The organism is Kitasatospora sp. NBC_00315, from assembly GCF_041435095.1.
Classification (GTDB): domain Bacteria; phylum Actinomycetota; class Actinomycetes; order Streptomycetales; family Streptomycetaceae; genus Kitasatospora.
The window spans coordinates 1,309,368-1,325,270 of record NZ_CP108025.1; the positions used below are offsets into that span (position 1 = coordinate 1,309,368).

At 73.4% G+C, this 15,903-nt stretch carries 13 protein-coding genes; 4 read left to right on the forward strand and 9 right to left on the reverse strand.

Features of this window, described 5'->3' with window-relative positions; genetic code table 11:
- The 6 genes from OG823_RS05490 to OG823_RS05515 all read right to left on the reverse strand — a co-directional run bounded on the left by OG823_RS05490 (position 1) and on the right by OG823_RS05515 (position 7,478).
- Entirely contained in the window at positions 1 to 1,047 is a 1,047-nt protein-coding gene (locus tag OG823_RS05490; RefSeq protein WP_371477981.1) for an ABC transporter permease subunit, read from the reverse strand.
- A gap of 101 nt (positions 1,048 to 1,148) precedes the next feature.
- Entirely contained in the window at positions 1,149 to 2,510 is a 1,362-nt protein-coding gene (locus OG823_RS05495) for an ABC transporter substrate-binding protein (protein WP_371477983.1), read from the reverse strand.
- A gap of 300 nt (positions 2,511 to 2,810) precedes the next feature.
- Positions 2,811 to 3,830: a LacI family DNA-binding transcriptional regulator gene (locus OG823_RS05500; protein WP_371477984.1), complete on the reverse strand. Its 1,020-nt coding sequence runs from the start codon at positions 3,828 to 3,830 to the stop codon at positions 2,811 to 2,813.
- 319 nt (positions 3,831 to 4,149) lie between these two features.
- Positions 4,150 to 5,613: an MFS transporter gene (locus tag OG823_RS05505; protein WP_371477986.1), complete on the reverse strand. Its 1,464-nt coding sequence runs from the start codon at positions 5,611 to 5,613 to the stop codon at positions 4,150 to 4,152.
- Positions 5,610 to 6,059 (reverse strand): MarR family winged helix-turn-helix transcriptional regulator, encoded by a 450-nt coding sequence (locus OG823_RS05510; protein WP_371477989.1) that lies wholly within the window; start codon positions 6,057 to 6,059, stop codon positions 5,610 to 5,612. Before OG823_RS05510 ends, OG823_RS05505 begins: the two co-directional genes overlap by 4 nt.
- A 165-nt stretch (positions 6,060 to 6,224) precedes the next feature.
- Positions 6,225 to 7,478 (reverse strand): ROK family protein, encoded by a 1,254-nt coding sequence (locus tag OG823_RS05515; RefSeq protein ID WP_371477991.1) that lies wholly within the window; start codon positions 7,476 to 7,478, stop codon positions 6,225 to 6,227.
- A gap of 17 nt (positions 7,479 to 7,495) precedes the next feature.
- On the opposite strand from OG823_RS05515, the gene OG823_RS05520 reads away from it, so the two are divergent.
- Positions 7,496 to 8,719, forward strand: a complete 1,224-nt coding sequence (locus OG823_RS05520; RefSeq protein ID WP_371477993.1) for an MFS transporter — start codon at positions 7,496 to 7,498, stop codon at positions 8,717 to 8,719.
- A 145-nt stretch (positions 8,720 to 8,864) separates the two neighbouring features.
- Positions 8,865 to 9,518: a HutD family protein gene (locus tag OG823_RS05525; RefSeq protein ID WP_371477994.1), complete on the forward strand. Its 654-nt coding sequence runs from the start codon at positions 8,865 to 8,867 to the stop codon at positions 9,516 to 9,518.
- A 63-nt stretch (positions 9,519 to 9,581) separates the two neighbouring features.
- Here the strand turns inward: OG823_RS05525 and OG823_RS05530 are convergent, their stop codons facing one another.
- Positions 9,582 to 10,343, reverse strand: a complete 762-nt coding sequence (locus tag OG823_RS05530; RefSeq protein ID WP_371477996.1) for a DapH/DapD/GlmU-related protein — start codon at positions 10,341 to 10,343, stop codon at positions 9,582 to 9,584.
- A gap of 122 nt (positions 10,344 to 10,465) precedes the next feature.
- Positions 10,466 to 11,230 carry an enoyl-CoA hydratase family protein gene (locus OG823_RS05535; RefSeq protein ID WP_371477997.1) on the reverse strand — a complete coding sequence of 255 codons (765 nt, stop codon included), beginning with the start codon at positions 11,228 to 11,230 and terminating at the stop codon, positions 10,466 to 10,468.
- Positions 11,231 to 11,365: 135 nt separating this feature from the next.
- On the opposite strand from OG823_RS05535, the gene OG823_RS05540 reads away from it, so the two are divergent.
- Positions 11,366 to 11,668: a hypothetical protein gene (locus tag OG823_RS05540; protein ID WP_371477998.1), complete on the forward strand. Its 303-nt coding sequence runs from the start codon at positions 11,366 to 11,368 to the stop codon at positions 11,666 to 11,668.
- Positions 11,669 to 12,260: 592 nt separating this feature from the next.
- Entirely contained in the window at positions 12,261 to 14,567 is a 2,307-nt protein-coding gene (locus OG823_RS05545; protein WP_371478000.1) for a glycosyl hydrolase family 18 protein, read from the forward strand.
- Positions 14,568 to 14,618: 51 nt separating this feature from the next.
- Here OG823_RS05545 and OG823_RS05550 read toward each other — a convergent pair whose 3' ends face one another.
- Positions 14,619 to 15,782, reverse strand: coding sequence for a geranylgeranyl reductase family protein (locus tag OG823_RS05550; RefSeq protein ID WP_371484317.1), 1,164 nt, complete (start codon positions 15,780 to 15,782; stop codon positions 14,619 to 14,621).
- Positions 15,783 to 15,903: the final 121 nt, after the last annotated feature.

The following is a 15,903-nucleotide window of genomic DNA, read 5'->3' on the forward strand; positions in this document are numbered from 1 at the left end:
TCAGCCCTTGGTCCGGGTCAGGCGCAGGTAGACGCCCGCGAAGAGCCCGAGCACCACGAAGAGCACCGTGCTCATGGCGCTGGCCAGGCCGAAGTCGTTGTAGACGAACGCGTAGCGGTAGAGCAGCAGCAGGACGGTCACGGTGGCGTCGTCGGGGCCGCCGCCGGTGAGCACGAACGGCTCGACGAAGACCTGCATGGTGCCGATCACCTGGAGCAGCAGGGTGATCATCAGGATGAAGCGCATCTGCGGGACGGTCACGTGCCACAGCCGCTGCCGGATCGAGGCGCCGTCCAGCTCGGCGGCCTCGTACAGCTCGCCGGGAATCCCGCCGAGGGCGGCCAGGTAGATCAGCGTGGTGGTGCCCATGTTGGCCCAGGTGGAGACCAGTACCAGCGAGACCATCGAGAGGTTCTGCGACTCCAGCCACTGCTGGGCGGGCAGGTGGAACACCTTCAGCACGTTGTTGAACAGGCCCGGGCCCGGATCGTAGAACCAGCGCCAGAGCAGCATGGTCACCACCGGCGGGAGCATCACCGGCAGGTAGACGGTCATCCGCAGGTAGCCCCGGCCGTCGCGCAGCTCGTTCAGCACCACGGCCGTCGCGAACGGGGCGGCGAACCCGAAGACCAGGGCCAGCAGGGTGAACCAGCCGGTGTTCTCCCACGCCGTCAGGAACAGCGGGTCGTCGAAGAGCCGGCGGAAGTTGTCCAGTCCCACCCACTGGGCCGGCTCGGCGAAGTCGACCTGCTGGAAGCTGAGCAGCACGCCCCGCACGATCGGGTACCAGGAGAACAGGGCGAAGCAGAGGACGCCGGCCGCGAGGAAGAGATGGGCGACCAGGTTGTCACGCACCCGGCGGCGCAGCCGCTCGCCGGCGGAGGGCGCCCCCGGGGTCGGCCCGGGGCCGGAGGCCGTGCGGGGCCTCGGGCCGGGACCGGTCCTCGGGGCGGGCGCCGAGTGCGGGGCGGGCCCGGAGTAGGGGGCGGGCCCGGGTCGTGGAGTGGGTGCGGGCTGCGGGTGCGCGGTGAAGGGTTCGGCCGTCATGGCGGGCTCGTTTTCTGCTCTGCCTGATTCCTGGGCGGTCGGACGGCTTCCGGTCGGGGCGGGCGAGGCTCCGGGGACGCCGGCCCGCCCCGACCGGTCGGTCACTTGACCGTGCCGAGGATGGTGTTGACCTTGCTCTCGGCGGAGGCGAGCAGCTGGTCGATGTTGGCGTCCTTGTCGGTCAGGACGGCCTGCATGACGGCGTCCAGCGCGGTGTAGATCTGCTGCGCGTTCGGCGGCTCGACCTTGACCTTCACGGAGTCGCTGCGGTCGGTGAACGGCTTGAAGTTCTGCACCGGGACGTTCGCGTACTGCTTGTGGATCGCGTCCACCTTGGCGGCGGAGGCACCGGCCCAGAGGTTGGGCTGCGGCAGGCCGATCGGGATCGAGCCGCCGACCGACTTCTTGGTGATCTCCTCCTCGCGGTCCGGGTTCAGGTACTTCCACTGGAGCCAGGTGAGGCCGGCCTTCACCTTCGCCGGGGTGTCCTTCGGGTTGAACATGAACCCGTCGCCGCCGCCGAGAGTGGCCGTGCCCGGCAGGGCCGCGAGCCCGAAGTCGTCGTACTTGCGCTCGAACTGCTTCACGATGGTGGGGATGTTGTCGGGGCCCGCCATGTACATCCCGAGCTTGTCGGAGCCCATCATCTTCTGGACGTCGGGGATCTCCAGCAGCTGGCGGGTGCCCATGCTCTGGTCCGTCCAGCGCATGTCGTGCAGCATCTGCAGCGCCTTGTGGCCGGCGTCGGAGTTGAACGCCGCCTTCCACTTGCCGTCCTGCTGGGTGGCGACGTCCCCGCCCATGGAGTAGATCCAGGAGGTGAGGTGCCAGCCGCCCTGGTTGTTCTTGCTGTAGTCGGCGTAGCCGGTGACGCCGTCGCCGAGTGCGGTGATCTTCTGGGCGGCGGTGCGCACCTCGTCCCAGGTGGTCGGCGGCTTGTCCGGGTCCAGGCCCGCCTTGGCGAAGAGCGCGCGGTTGTAGACGAGGCCGAGCGAGTAGTTGCCCTCCGGCACGCCGTAGACCTTGCCCGCCGAATCCCGGAAGACGTCCTGCAAAGCCGGGCGGATGTCGGCGAGACCGGGGAAGTCCTTCATCTCGGCGCTGATGTCCTTGGCCTGGTGGCGCTGGATCAGACCGGCCGGGTCGGTGAAGTAGACGTAGTAGACGTCCTCCAGCTGACCGCCCGCCAGCTTGGCCGCGAAGGTCGTCGGGTCCATCTGGCCCTCGCGGGCGTCGATCTTGATCTTCGGGTGGCTCGCCTCGAACGCCTTGACGTCGTCCTCGAAGTTCTTGCGGTCCACGGTCTGGGTGGCCGCGGGCATGCCGTTGACGCTGATCGTCACCACGCCGTCCCCGGCTGCGTCGGCCGAGGTGGATGCGGAGCCTCCGCAGGCCGTGAGGCCGAGGGCCAGCGCGGTGGCGATGCTCAGCCCGAGGGCCTGCCGGGTTCTGATGCCGTCCATGGGAATCAGGGCCTTCCTGGAAACGTCGGCCGAGCCGTCCCCCGGGGGGAGGGGAGCGGCGCCGCAAACGACTTGCGCGATGGGGTGGGGTTCGCCGGCGTCCAGCGCCCGGCTTCGCGCCGACAGTAGAAGTTCGCTCCGCAAGATGTCAATCAATCTGCGCAAATTATTAAGCACCATCGCCTGCTACGGTGACTCTCCGTAGCCACCGCCCGGATCGGGCTCGGAGCCGGGAACGCCGAAGGGTGCGGCGCCCGGCCCGTGGGACCGGAGCGTCGCACCCTTCACCGCCGAGGCCGCTCAGCCCTGCCGGAGCCCCGGGCAGACCGCCGTGGACTGGCGGACGATCAGCTCCGGCTCGAACGTCATCAGCTCCTCGGTGGTGGCGCCGCCGTCCATCTGGGACACCAGCGAGGCGATCGCGGCGGCGGCCATCGCCTGGATCGGCTGACGCGCCGTGGTGAGCGGCGGATCCGTCACCGCCATGTACAGCGAGTCGTCGAACCCGGTGACCGAGAGCTGCTCGGGGACGGCGATCCCCCGCCGGCGGGCGGCCCGGATCGCGCCCAGCGCGAGCGCGTCGCTCGCACACACCAGCGCGGTGATCCCCTCCCCCGCCAGCCGGCCGAGCGCCATCGCGCCGCCCTCCATGGAGAACATCGCGTGGGCGACCAGCGGCCGCCAGAACTCCGGCCCCTTGCCCTGCCCGCGCCAGTAGGACGCATACGCAGCGAGCTTGTGGGCGGAGGGGACATGGCCGGCCGGACCGAGCGCGAGCCCGATCCGCCGATGGCCCAGCGCGGTCAGGTGGACGAGTGCCTGCTCGACCGCGACAGCGTCGTCGGCGGACACCTGGGGCACCCCCAGGTTCTCGTCGGCGGCGTTGATCAGGACGATCGGGACCCGTCGCTCGCGCAGCGCCCGACCGTGCTCGGGCCCCGCGTCGGCAAAGCTGGAGCCGACGAAGATGATGCCGCCGATGTTCTGCTCCAGCAGCATCTGGATGTAGTGCGCCTCGGAGACGCCGTCGGCCGTCCGGGTGCACAGCACCGGGATCAGGCCACGCTTGTTGAGCGCCCCCGCGAGGGCCTCGGCGAACGCGGGGAACACCGGGTTCTGAAGGTCGGGGACGACCAGGCCGACCAGCGGCGCCCGGACGCCGCGGAGCTTGGCCGGCCGCTCGAAGCCGAAGACGTCCAGCGCGGTCAGCACCGAGTCCCGGGTCGCCTGCGCCACGTCGGGCCGGCCGTTCAGCACGCGACTGACAGTCGCCTCACTGACACCGGCGAACCTGGCAACTTCGGAGAGTCGTTTCGTCACGGGAATCAATCTACAGGACGTCGCGCAAAAACAAAGATCATGTACGCAAGATTATGACGACTCGCGCAAGCATCATGGCAGCGATCGATCCCGAAGAACCCCCGTGGAGGAGGGGAAACCTCCGGCACGGGGACGTACCGGGGTGACGGCACGGGTGACGGCATGGGGTGGGCGCGGGTGACGGCACGGGGGTGGGCGCGGGTGACGGGCGCCCTGTGGCCGCGGGCGTGCCTGACCCGGGCACGGGACTGCCGGGCACGGGACTGCCGGGGGAGGGTCGGGCGCAGGAGACGGCGCGCCGCCGGGAGCGGCGGAGCCGCTAGCGCCGGGCCGCGTCCTGCGGCGCGGCGGGCGCCTGGCCCAGGCCCGTACCCGGGGCGGCGGAACGCGTGGAGCCGATCGACCGCAGCGAGCGGTCCAGCAGGACCACCAGCAGCAGGACGGCGGAGCCGCCCAGCATGAACAGGGCCAGCCGGTGCAGTCCGGGGGTGTCCGCACTGTGCGGGAAGAACGCGGCGTCGGCGGCGGAGGCGCTCATCGCGCCGAGATAGGTGAAGGTGCGCAGCAACCCGGCGGACGAACCCATCCGGGCCGGATCCGCCTGGTGGTAGAGCGCGTTCTGGTTGGCGAGGCCGTTGAGGCCCTGCGGGACGCCGACGAGCACGGCGGCGACGACGAGCAGCCAGAGCGGGCTGCCGACGTGCACCGACAGCAGCAGCACGCAGGCCGCGACCTGGGAGAGGCTGCCGACCACGAGCTTGCCCCTGACCTCCTTGCGCCGTCCGGTGATCCCGGTGGCGGCGACCGCGCTGAGCGACATCGGCAGCAGCACCAGCCCGGCGGCCGAGGCGCGCAGCCCCCGGCCCTCCTCCAGCCACTGGGTGAAGCCGTACATGAACGCGTAGCCGGTGGTGTAGGTGAGGACCTGACGCAGGAGGGTGGCCAGCATCGGCCGGTTGCCGCCGAGCACCCGCAGGTCGATGAACGGCTGCTCGACCCGCAGCTCCCGCAGGGCGAAGCCCGCGGCGGCGACGGCGGCGAGCAGCGGCAGGTACCAGTGCGCGGGCCGCGGGTCCATCAGGAACAGCATCAGCGTGGTGAGTGTCGCGGCGAACAGCGCCATGCCGGCCGCGTCCACGGGGACGGACGGACGGGGCCCCCGCCCGCGCTCCTCGGCCGGGCGCCGGGGCAGCCGCAGCGCGCCGAGGACCAGGCAGGCCAGCGAGAGCGGGACGTTGACGGTGAAGATGGTCCGCCAGCCCCCCAGGCCGATCAGCAGACCGCCCAGGGTGGGGCCGATCACCGCGATGGTCTGGTTGGCGATCGACAGCGCGGACAGTACGCCGCTGGGACTGTCGTCCCCCGTCCGCGCGGACTCGCTGCGGATGAGGTGCATCGCGGCCGGGTACGCGGCGCAGGTGCCGAGGCCGAGCAGCACCCGGGCGGCGATCAGGACGCCGAGCGAGGGGGCGAGGGCGCCCAGCAGACCGGCCGCACCCACCAGGGCGGTGCCGGCCAGGTAGAGCCGGCGGGGGCCGTGCATGTCGACCAGCCGTCCCACCACGGGCTGGCCGACGGCGGTCGCGAGGTACAGCGCGGAGACCAGCCAGACCGTCTGCGAGAGCGGGGTCCCGAAGGCGGCGCCGATCGGCACCAGGGCCACCGCGAGCATCGAGGAGTTGATCGGGTTGAGTATCGACCCGAGGATCATCGGGGTGATCAGCCGGCGGTCGAAGCCCCCCGCGGGGCGCCCGCTGCCGGCCCGGGGCGCGCGGAGTGTCACGGCCGGCTCAGCCGGTCCAGCAGGCCCAGGGCCTCGATGACGGTACGGCGCTCGGCCTCGGTGAAGCGTTCCTGCAAGGCGTGGGCCAGCCACTCCGTCCGGGCCTGCCGGTCGCCCTCGACCCGCTCGCGGCCGGCCTCGGAGAGCGTCACCAGCTGTCGGCGGCCGTCCTCGGGGTCGGGCCGGCGCCGGATCAGGCCCTGCTGGTCGAGGGCCGCCAGCGTGGCGGCCATCGACTGCGGCCGGACCCGCTCGGCGACGGCCAGGCCGCTGGCCGAGGAGGCCCCTTCCTTGTCCAGCCGGCTGAGCACCGAGACCTGGGAGGGGGTGAGGCCCTCCGCCCCGGCGAGCTCGCGCAGCCGCCGGCGCAGGCGGCTGAACACCACCCGTACCTCGCTCGCCGCGCGCACGGCGGATTCGGAGATGCCCTCGCTGGTCTCGTCCATGCCGCCACGCTAGAACCTTCAGGCCAAACTGTCCAGTCTGGCCTGTCTAATTCGGCGCCGGGCCGGGCGCTGCCGCAGCAATCCCCCGGCCCGGCGCACGGCCCCCGCACACCCCCCACGCACACCGGCGCGGCTCCCCACGCACCGCTCCCCCCGCGCCGCCCGTCAGTCCGCCTCCACCGCCTGCGGGTCGGCGAGGTACGGCAGCCAGGCCAGCTCCGCCGCGCCGACCAGGGCGCCGTGCTCCAGGGCCGCGCCGACGATCGGCACCCGCCCGCTGCGCCCCCACAGGCAGCGCTCGGCGACCACGGTGCGCAGCCGTTCCGGGTCCGCCGCCCAGAGGTCGAGGTGCAGTCCGCTGAGGACCACCCGGTCCGGGTTGAGGATGTTGACCATGCCGGCCAGGCCGAGCCCGAGCCGGTCGACCAGGTGATCCACGGCGGCCCGGGCGTGCGGGTCGCGGGCGGCCGAGCGGGTCAGTTCCCTGGCCTGGTCGAGCAGCGGGCGCGCCGGGTCCGGTGTGAGCCCGGCCGCCGCGAACAGCGCCCCCGGGTCGGTCTCGGCGTTGAGGCAGCCCCGGTTGCCGCACTGGCACAACCGGCCCTGGGGGTCGACCGTCAGATGGCCGACCTCCAGTGCGAGGCCGGCACTGCCGGTGTGCAGCTTCCCGTCGATGACCAGCGCGCCGCCGACGCCGCGATGGCCGGAGGTGACCAGCAGCAGGTGCCGGGCGCCCCGGCCGGCGCCGTGCCGGTACTCCGCCAGCGCTCCGAGGTTGGCGTCGTTGGCGACCGCGTTCGGCAGCGGCAGCCGGGCGTTCGGCCCGTGGTCGGCGCGGGCCACCTCCACGTCGTACAGGTCGGCGACCGGCGTGCCGCTGGGCCAGGCGAAGTGCAGGGCGGCGAGGGCGGCTCCGTCCGGTTCGGTGACCGGGTTGGGCAGGGCGAGGGCGGCGCCCAGGACCCGCCGGGAGCCGGCCCGGGCCAGCTCGGCTCCGGTCCGGGCGACGGCCCGCAGCATCCGTACCGGATCGGTGGCGGCGGGCAGCGGCAGGTGGACCGGTGCCTCCAGCTGCCCGCCGAGGCCGGCCAGGGCGACGCTCAGTCCGTCCGCGTGGATCTGGCCGGCCACCACCACCGGTCCGGCCGGGTCGACGGCGAGCCGGTGCGAGGGGCGCCCCCGGCCGCCGCCCGCCGGGCGGGAATCGACGGTGATCAGCCCGAGCGCCTCCAGTTCACCGGTGACGGCGCCGGCGGTCGCCCGGGTGACGTCCAGGGCCTTGGTGAGGGCGGACCTGGTGGGTGCCTGACCGGTGTGGATCAGGGTGAGCGCCGGACCGAGCAGTGTGCGACCGCGATCGGGCGCGGCCCTGCGACTGGCGTCCGGGGCGGGAATCGGGCTTGTGGGTGAGTGCTGCACACCCCTATTCTTACTTTGTGCCGCTCCTAAACAAAACCCGCGTCCGCCCGGCCGTCACCTACCCGTCCCCCGCCCGCCCGACCGCCTGGTCGTCGGCCCGACTCGCCCTCACCGCCTTCTTCGCCATGGACGGCTTCCTGTTCGCCGCCTGGGTCGTCCGCATCCCGGACGTCCGGGGGCAGGTCCACGCGTCGCACAGCGCACTCGGCCTCGCACTGCTCTGCATCTCCGCGGGCGCGGTCGCCACCATGGCCGTCGTCGGCCGGCTCTGCCTCCGGTACGGCTCCCGTCGGGTCACGGTCGGCTCGGTCGCCCTGCTCAGTATCGCCGTACCGCTGCCCGCGCACAGCCACTCGGTGCTCTCGCTCGGCGCCGTCCTGCTGCTCTTCGGGGCCGGCTACGGCGCCGCGAACGTCGCGATGAACAGTGCGGCCGTCGAGGTGGTGGCCGAGCTCCGGCGCCCCGTCATGCCGAGCTTCCACGCGGGCTACAGTCTGGGCGGCCTGCTCGGCGCCGGAGTCGGCGGGTTGCTCGCCGGCACCATCAGCGCCGCCTGGGCACTGGCGCTGAGCGGGGTGCTGGGCCTCGCCGTGGCGGCGGCCGCCGGTACGGCCCTGCTGCGCAGCCCGGCCCCCGCCCCGCTCTCCCCCCGCTCCGCCGCGACCGTCGCGCCGAGCGTGCGCAGCGCCCGGCTGCTGGTCGTCCTGCTCGGCCTGACCGCGCTCTTCTGCGCCTACGGCGAGGGCGCGATCGCCGACTGGGCCACGCTGCACCTCACCGACGACGTGCACGCGAGCCCCGCCCTGGCGGCCGGCGGGTACGCGGCCTTCGCCTTCGCGATGACGACCGGCCGGGTCAGCGGCACCTGGCTCTCCATCAGGCTCGGCCAGACCCGGGTGATCGCGATCGGCGGCCTCACCGCCTGCACCGGCATGCTGGTCGCGGCCCTCGCCCCCTCGGTGGCGGCGGCGCTGGGCGGCTTCGTCCTGGTCGGTATCGGCCTGGCCAACATCTTCCCGCTGGCGATCGCCCAGGCCGGCGCGGCCGGCGGCCCCCAGGGCGTGGCGACCGCCTCCACCCTCGGCTACGCGGGCATGCTGATCGGCCCGCCGGTGATCGGGTTCCTCGCCGACGCGGCCGGCCTCCCGGCCGCCCTCACCACCGTCGCGGCCGCGGCCGCGCTGGCCGCCGTGCTCCCGTTCGCGGTCGGCGCCCGACGCTCGGCCCGTCCCGCGAGCTGACCGTCCCCGTCCCCGCCCCGCGGGGTGCGACGAGATCTGCCCGTCCGGCGCGGCGACCGTGCCCGGACGGGCAGACCCCTGCTGCCCCGCCGGTGCGTGGGAGGATCACCGCGACGGTACGGAGCTCGACAGGACGAGGCGCGGCATGACGGTACGGGTGCTCAGGGCGGCGAAGCGGCCCACCACGGCCTGGCTCAACGGCGGCGGCGTCACCCGGGAGGTCGCGAGCGCCCCGGCCGGCGCGGCGCCGGGCGACTTCGACTGGCGGGTGAGCCTCGCGGACGTGGGTCGGGGCGGCCCGTTCTCCGTGTTCCCGGGCGTCGACCGGGTGATCACCCTGGTGGAGGGCGCCGGCATGGCCCTCACCGTCGCCGGCGGCGCGCACGTCCTGGATCACCCGTACCACCCGTTCGCCTTTCCCGGCGACGCCGACACCGGGTGCCGTCTGCTGGGCGGCCCGGTGGTCGACCTCAACGTGATGACGAGGCGCGGCCGCGCCACCGCGACGGTCGGGATCGTCCGGTCCGGGCGTCCGCCGTCCGGGGACGGCACGGACACGGCGGCCGTGCGGGACGCCCCGGCCGGGACAGCACCATCGGCCGGCACGGCACCGTCTGCCGGCACGGAGCTGTCGGCCGGGGCCGTGCGGCTGCTGGTCTGCCTGGCCGGAGCCGCGACCCTGGAGTCGGCCGGTATCACCCTCGGCCGCTTCGACGCGGTCCTGCTGGAGGAGGGCGGCCCGGATCTGCTGCGGGTGGACGGCGTCACCGCCGTCGTGACGTTCGGCCCGGCGGGATGAGCACCCGCCCACGGTGGGCCGATACGGCGCCGCACTGCGCCGGGCCGCCTCGCCGACGGCCGGTCAGGCCGCCGGGTCCTCCCCCGGCAGCCGCAGGTCCCAGCCGACCAGGGCCCGCAGCTGCTCGGCGGTGACGCCCTCCGGGATCGGGCTCGGCGCGTCGTACCGGAAGGGCGGCTGCCACCCCTCCGCGGGCGTCCAGCTGCGGACCACCTTCGCGGGCGCGCCGGCCACCACGCTGTGGTCGGGGACCACGCCGCGGACCACCGCCCCGGCCGCGACCACGACGTTGCGGCCGAGCCGGGCACCAGGGAGGATCACCGCGCCGGTACCGATCCAGCTGCCGGCACCGATCTCGACCGGTTCGTTGCGCGGCCACTGCTTGCCGATCGGCAGGTCGGTGGCGCGGTACTCGTGGGCCTGGTCGGAGATGTAGACGCCAGGACCGGTCCAGACGTCGTCCCCCAGCACGATCGACTGGTGGCCGACGATGTGGCTGTCCCGGCCGATCACACAGCCGCCGCCGATCCGGATGATCGGCTCGGGGCCGAGGTCCAGGCCGGGCAGGAAGCCGGCACTGATGGTGACCCGCTCGCCGATGATCGAGAACGGCCCGATGGTGATCCACTGCTCGTTGAACACCGCGCCGAGCGGGAAGGCGAGTTTCGTTCCGTCACCCAGCGCCCCGAAGCGGTACGGCCCGGGGTTCCGGTTCGAGACGGCGCCGGCCCGCTGCACCCAGGCCCAGCCCCGGTGCACCAACCGGCCGGTGGCGCGCCGTCCGCCGGCCCGGGCGGCGGAGAGCAAGGAACTGGCGATCGACATGCGCTCACGTTACCGGCCCGTACGCGCCACCCGCCGCGGGAGGGTCGAACGTCACACCCGGCGGGGCGCGGCACGGCCGCGGGCGCGTGCGGCGGCCGCGCCCGCCGCGCGCACCCGTACGGTCACTGCGCCCAGGGAGCCGGACGGCGCTCCAGGAAGGCCCGCATGCCCTGCTGGGCGTCGGGCGAACCGAACAGCCGGGCCGAGAGCGCGACCAGCTCGTCCGCGTGCTGCTCGAAGGAGCGGACCACCGCGGCGTTGGCGAGCTTCTTGGACTCGGCCAGCCCCTGCGGCGAGCCGAGGCGCAGCGCGTCCAGCAGGTTCTTCAGCGCCCCGTCGACGTCCTCGGCCGCCTGGGTGACCAGACCGATCCTGGCCGCCTCGGCCGCGTCGAAGGTCTCGCCGGTGAGGTAGTAGCGGGCGGCGGCGCGCGGGTCGAGCTTGGGGCGCAGCGGCAGCGAGATGACGGCGGGCGCCAGGCCCAGCCGGACCTCGGTGAACGCGAACGTCGAGGCGGGCCCGGCGAGCGCCAGATCCGCGGCGCCGACCAGCCCGAGGCCGCCGGCCCGGACGTGGCCGTTCACGACGGCGACGACCGGCTTCGGGCAGTCCACCAGGGCCCGCTGGAGGTCCACCAGACCGCGCGGTCCGACCGTCGGGTCGGCGCCGGTGGCCTCGGTGAGATCGGCGCCCGCACAGAACACCCTGCCGGTGTGGCCGAGCACCACGGCCCGGACCTGCGGGTCGTTCGCCGCCGCGTCGAGGCCGGCGGCGAGCTCGGCCATCAGGCGGGTGGAGAGCGCGTTGCGGTTGTGCGGGGAGTCGAGGACGAGCGTGGTGACGGCGTCGGTGGTGCCGACGCGGACGAGCGGTTCTTCGCGGGTCATCGCGGTGGCCTGCTTTCCGGCTGAGGGTGGGTCGGATTGCCTGGGCACGACTCTGGCACGTCGCGCTGCGCCGGGCCAGAGCCGGCCGCGAAAACCACTGGTCAGCAGCTCTGCGCCCTGCCACGATCGGCTGCCGTGACCACGTCCACGACCCACCCCGCCGACCGTCTGCTCCTGCTCGCCCCGCGCATCGACGAGACCGGCCTCCAGTTGCTGACGACCGCCCGCCGCCGGGGTCTGCGGGCGCACACCGCCACCTCCTGGCGGGTGCCGCGTGAGCTGCGCGCGCCGCGGGCCGCGCACCTGTACGGCGGCCCGCTCTTCGGCGACTGCGTCGGCCGGGAGCTGGACGTCGTGCTGCGCGCGGCCGGTCCGGACGCGGAGCTGGCGGCGGGCGACCGGCGGTTCGTCCGCCACCTGCCGCAGACGGTCCGCTGAAACGGCCGCGCCCGGCGCGTCGTCAGGGGCCACCGGGCGTGTCACCGGTCGGACGGGCCGCCACGCGCGCGCCGGACCGCGCCGGAGCGCGGCGCGCAGCGCGGGAACGGGCGCGAAAACGCCTCCGCCCGGGGCGTCGGAACGCACCCGGGCGGAGGGGGATCTGAGCGCCAGGCCCGATTCGAACGGACTCTTCCTACTGAAAGTAGGACGTGCTCCACCAGCACCACTGACGCCTGTACGAAGATCTCTCTTCGACGGGATGAACATTACCAGAATCGATCACGACGTCCGAACGCCCCGGGCCCGCGTGTCCCCGGCCGGCCTCGCGCCCTGCCGGCCCCGGGGCCGGCCCGTCGACCGCCCCGAACTCCGAAGTGGTATGGACCTGTTGACGCATTGGTCCAGTCCTCCTACAGTTCCCATGCCCCCACCCCCACCAACGGGGGCATCGGTCGAGCACGTACCAGCGCATCGACACGTACAGAGGTCGTACGTCCGCGTACCCGCGCCCCGACCGCGCGTCACCGCCCGACCGTACGCGCAAGGTTCGGCACCACCCTGTTCAACCCCCACCGCTACAGGGAGAACCATGTCCGTTCAGCATCGGCCCGGCCAGGCCGGACTGCGCGGCAGACTGCTCAGTCTGCTCTCCGCGCTGCTCCTGCCGCTGGCCGCGATCACCGCACTCGCCACCCCGGCGCACGCCGCCGGGAAACTCACCGCCGTCTTCTCCAGCGCCGACAACGGCTCCTGGTGGAAGGGCACCTACATCGTCCACAACGACAACGCCGCCGCCGTCTCCGGCTGGACCCTGGAGTTCGACCTCCCGGCCGGCGTGACCATCAGCGGCAGCTACAACGGGGACGCCACCGTCAGCGGGCGCCACGTCACGGCCAAGAACGCGTACTACAACGCGAGCGTCGCCGCGCACGGCACCACCGAGCCGTACAGCTTCTGGTTCGTGGCCAACGGGCCGATCGGCGCACCGACCGGATGCCGGATCAACGGCGACAAGTGCGACGGGAGTTCGGACGTCCTGCCGACCGCGCCCGGCGCGCCCCAGCTGACCGAGTCGACCGCGCACTCGCTGGCGCTGAGCTGGCCGGCCGCGGCCGCCGGGGACTTCCCGGTCGCCTCCTACGAGGTGGTCAGCGGCACCACGGTGCTGGCGACCACGACCACGACCACGGCCCTGGTCACCGGACTCACCCCCGCGACCTCCTACACGCTGACCGTCCGGGCCCGGGACACGCGCGGCAACACCGGCCCGCCGAGCGCCGCCGTCACCGCGCGGACGGTCGATCCGGCCTCCGACACGGTGCCGCCGACCGCGCCGGGCGCCCTGCACAGCACCGGCGTCACCTCGGCCTCGGTGACCCTGGCCTGGACGGCGGCGACCGACAACCAGCGGATCACCGCGTACGACGTCTACCAGGGTGGCACCCTGGTGCAGACGGTCGCCGGCGCCGCCCTGACCGCGACGGTCACCGGCCTCTCCCCCTCCACCGCCTACACGTTCACCGTCAAGGCGCGTGACCCCGCCGACAACGCCTCGCCCGCGTCCACCGCGCTGACCGTCTCCACCGCCGACCTGGTCGGCGCGGGGAAGTACGCCAAGGTCGGCTACTTCGCGCAGTGGGGCATCTACGGCCGCCAGTACTTCGTCAAGAACCTGGACACCTCCGGCAGCGCCGCCAAACTCGACGTCGTCAACTACGCCTTCGAGAACATCGACCCGGTCAACCTGACCTGCCTGGCCGGGGTCACCAAGGGCACCACCGCCGATCCGGAGGACCCGGAGCAGGGGACGGGTGCCGGGGACGCCGACGCCGACTACGCACGGCCGATGAGCGCCGCGCAGTCCGTCGACGGCGTCGCGGACGACGGCTGGGCACCGCTGCGCGGCAACCTCAACCAGCTGAAGAAGCTCAAGGCCAAGTACCCGAACCTCAAGGCCGTGGTCTCGCTCGGCGGCTGGACGTACTCCAAGTACTTCTCCGACGCGGCCGCCACCGACGCCTCCCGCAAGAAGCTCGTCTCGTCCTGCATCGACATCTGGATCAAGGGCAACCTGCCGGCCTACAGCGGCGCGGGCGGGCCCGGCGTCGCGGCAGGCGTCTTCGACGGCATCGACCTCGACTGGGAGTGGCCCGGCTCGGCCGACGGCCACCCCGGCAACCACTACAGCGCGGCCGACAAGGACAACCTGACCCTGCTGCTGGCGGAGTTCCGCAAGCAACTGGACGCACTCGGCGGCTCGCACAAGCTGCTGACGGCCTTCACCCCCGCCGACCCGACGAAGATCGCGAACGGCTGGGACCTCTCGAAGATCTTCGGCTCGCTGGACATCGCCAACATCCAGGGCTACGACTTCCACGGATCGGGCAGCGACAACTCCTGGGAGCCGAACCGCACCGGCGACCAGGCCAACCTGTACCCCGACGCCCAGGACCCGTACTCCTTCCACTTCAGCGTGGACGGCGCCGTCCAGACCTACCTGAGCGCCGGGGTGAACCCGCGCAAGCTCACCATCGGGTTCCCGTTCTACGGGCGCGGCTGGCAGACCGTGGCCGCCGGCGGCAGCGCGAACGGCGAGTGGCAGACGGCGGGCGGCGCGGCGCCCGGCCAGTTCGCCGAGGAGGCCGGTACCCGGGGCTACAACAACCTGATCACCAGCGTCCCGAACCTGACCGTCTACCACGATCCGCAGTCGATCTCGACCTACGGCTACACCGGGGCGGGCGGCCAGTGGTGGAGTTTCGACGACGCCTGGTCGATCGGCCAGAAGACCGCGTACCTGAAGTCGAAGGGACTGCTGGGCAGCATGATCTGGGAGATGTCCGGTGACACCCCGAGCGGCACCCTCATCACGGCGCTCGACAACGGCCTGAAGTGAGCGGGGGCCCGGCGGACCGGTGACGGTCCGCCGGGCCCGTGCCCGTCCGGGTCAGCGCGAGGCGAGCGCGGAGAGCCTGCGCGCGGCCCGGTACTGGCGCAGCACCTGGGCGAAGGTGGTGTGCCCCTGCGTGGTGCGGGCGAAGGCCCGCCAGGCCGGATCGACCAGGCAGACGGCCGCGTGGAACAGGTACGGCCGGCGCTCGAAGGCGCCCAGCATCTGCTTGCCGGCCCGCATCTCCACGCCCAGCCCGGCCTTGATCGCGAAGGCGTAGTTGAGCGCCTGCCTGCGGACGTCGTTGGCACCGCCGGCCTCGGCCACCTTGACCGCCCAGTCCCCCGCCAGCCGGCCGGAGCGCAGCGCGTACGAGATGCCCTCGCGGGTCCACGGCTCCAGCAGCCCGGCCGCGTCGCCGGCGACCAGCACCCGGCCGCGGGACAGCGGCGAGTCCTCGGCGCGGCAGCGGGTCAGGTGGCCCGACTCGATGCTCGGGGTGAAACCCGCCAGCCCGAGCCGGGCGATGTAGTCGGCGAGGTAGCGCTTGGTCCGCTCGCCGTCACCGCGCGCGGAGATGACGCCGACGGTGAGGCTGCCGGAGTCGGTCTTCGGGAACACCCAGCCGTAGCTGCCGGGCAGCGGCCCCCAGTCGAGGTGGATCCGCCCGGCCCAGTACTCGGACACCTCCGGCGGGACGGGGATCTCCGCCTCCAGGCCCAGGTCGATCTGGTCGAAGGTCACGCCGACGTGGCGGCCGATCCGCCCGGCGCTGCCGTCCGCGCCGACCACGGCCCGGGCCTCGAAGGTGCGTCCGTCGGTGGCGGTGACCACGGCCGTGCGCGTGTCGCCGCCGAGCTGCTCGACGCCGCTGACGGTCACTCCGGTCACCAGCACAGCGCCGGCCTGCTTGGCGGCCTGCACCAGGCGGTGGTCGAACTCGTCCCGGTTGACCAGGCCGAACAGCATCCGCTTCGAGCGGCGGGTCCGGGTGAAACGCCCGTCGTAGGCGAACGTCACAGCGTGCACGCGGTCCTGCAGCGGCAGCTGGAAGCCCGGCGGCAGGCTGTCCCGGGAGGGGCCGATGATGCCTCCGCCGCAGGTCTTGTAGCGGGGGTGCTCGGCCTTGTCGAGCAGCAGCACGCGACGGCCCTGCGAGGCGGCGGCGTACGCGGCCGAGGAGCCGGCCGGCCCCGCGCCGACCACGACCACGTCCCAGATGCCGTCGAGCGGTTCGGGCCCGGGCCCGGGGAGCTCGGCGGCGGAAGCCTCTGCACCGACAGGGGTGTCTGCACCGCTCGGGCCGTCGGCGCCGAGCGAGCTGCGGGGAACGGAGCTACCG

Excerpts from the sequence above, each read along its gene's own strand:
- OG823_RS05525 (WP_371477994.1), top strand. The coding sequence starts at position 8,865 with ATGACGGTACGGGTGCTCAGGGCGGCGAAGCGGCCCACCACGGCCTGG.
- OG823_RS05495 (WP_371477983.1), bottom strand. The coding sequence starts at position 2,510 with ATGGACGGCATCAGAACCCGGCAGGCCCTCGGGCTGAGCATCGCCACC.
- OG823_RS05535 (WP_371477997.1), bottom strand. The coding sequence starts at position 11,230 with ATGACCCGCGAAGAACCGCTCGTCCGCGTCGGCACCACCGACGCCGTC.
- OG823_RS05490 (WP_371477981.1), bottom strand. The coding sequence starts at position 1,047 with ATGACGGCCGAACCCTTCACCGCGCACCCGCAGCCCGCACCCACTCCA.
- OG823_RS05545 (WP_371478000.1), top strand. The coding sequence starts at position 12,261 with ATGTCCGTTCAGCATCGGCCCGGCCAGGCCGGACTGCGCGGCAGACTG.
- OG823_RS05530 (WP_371477996.1), bottom strand. The coding sequence starts at position 10,343 with ATGTCGATCGCCAGTTCCTTGCTCTCCGCCGCCCGGGCCGGCGGACGG.
- OG823_RS05510 (WP_371477989.1), bottom strand. The coding sequence starts at position 6,059 with ATGGACGAGACCAGCGAGGGCATCTCCGAATCCGCCGTGCGCGCGGCG.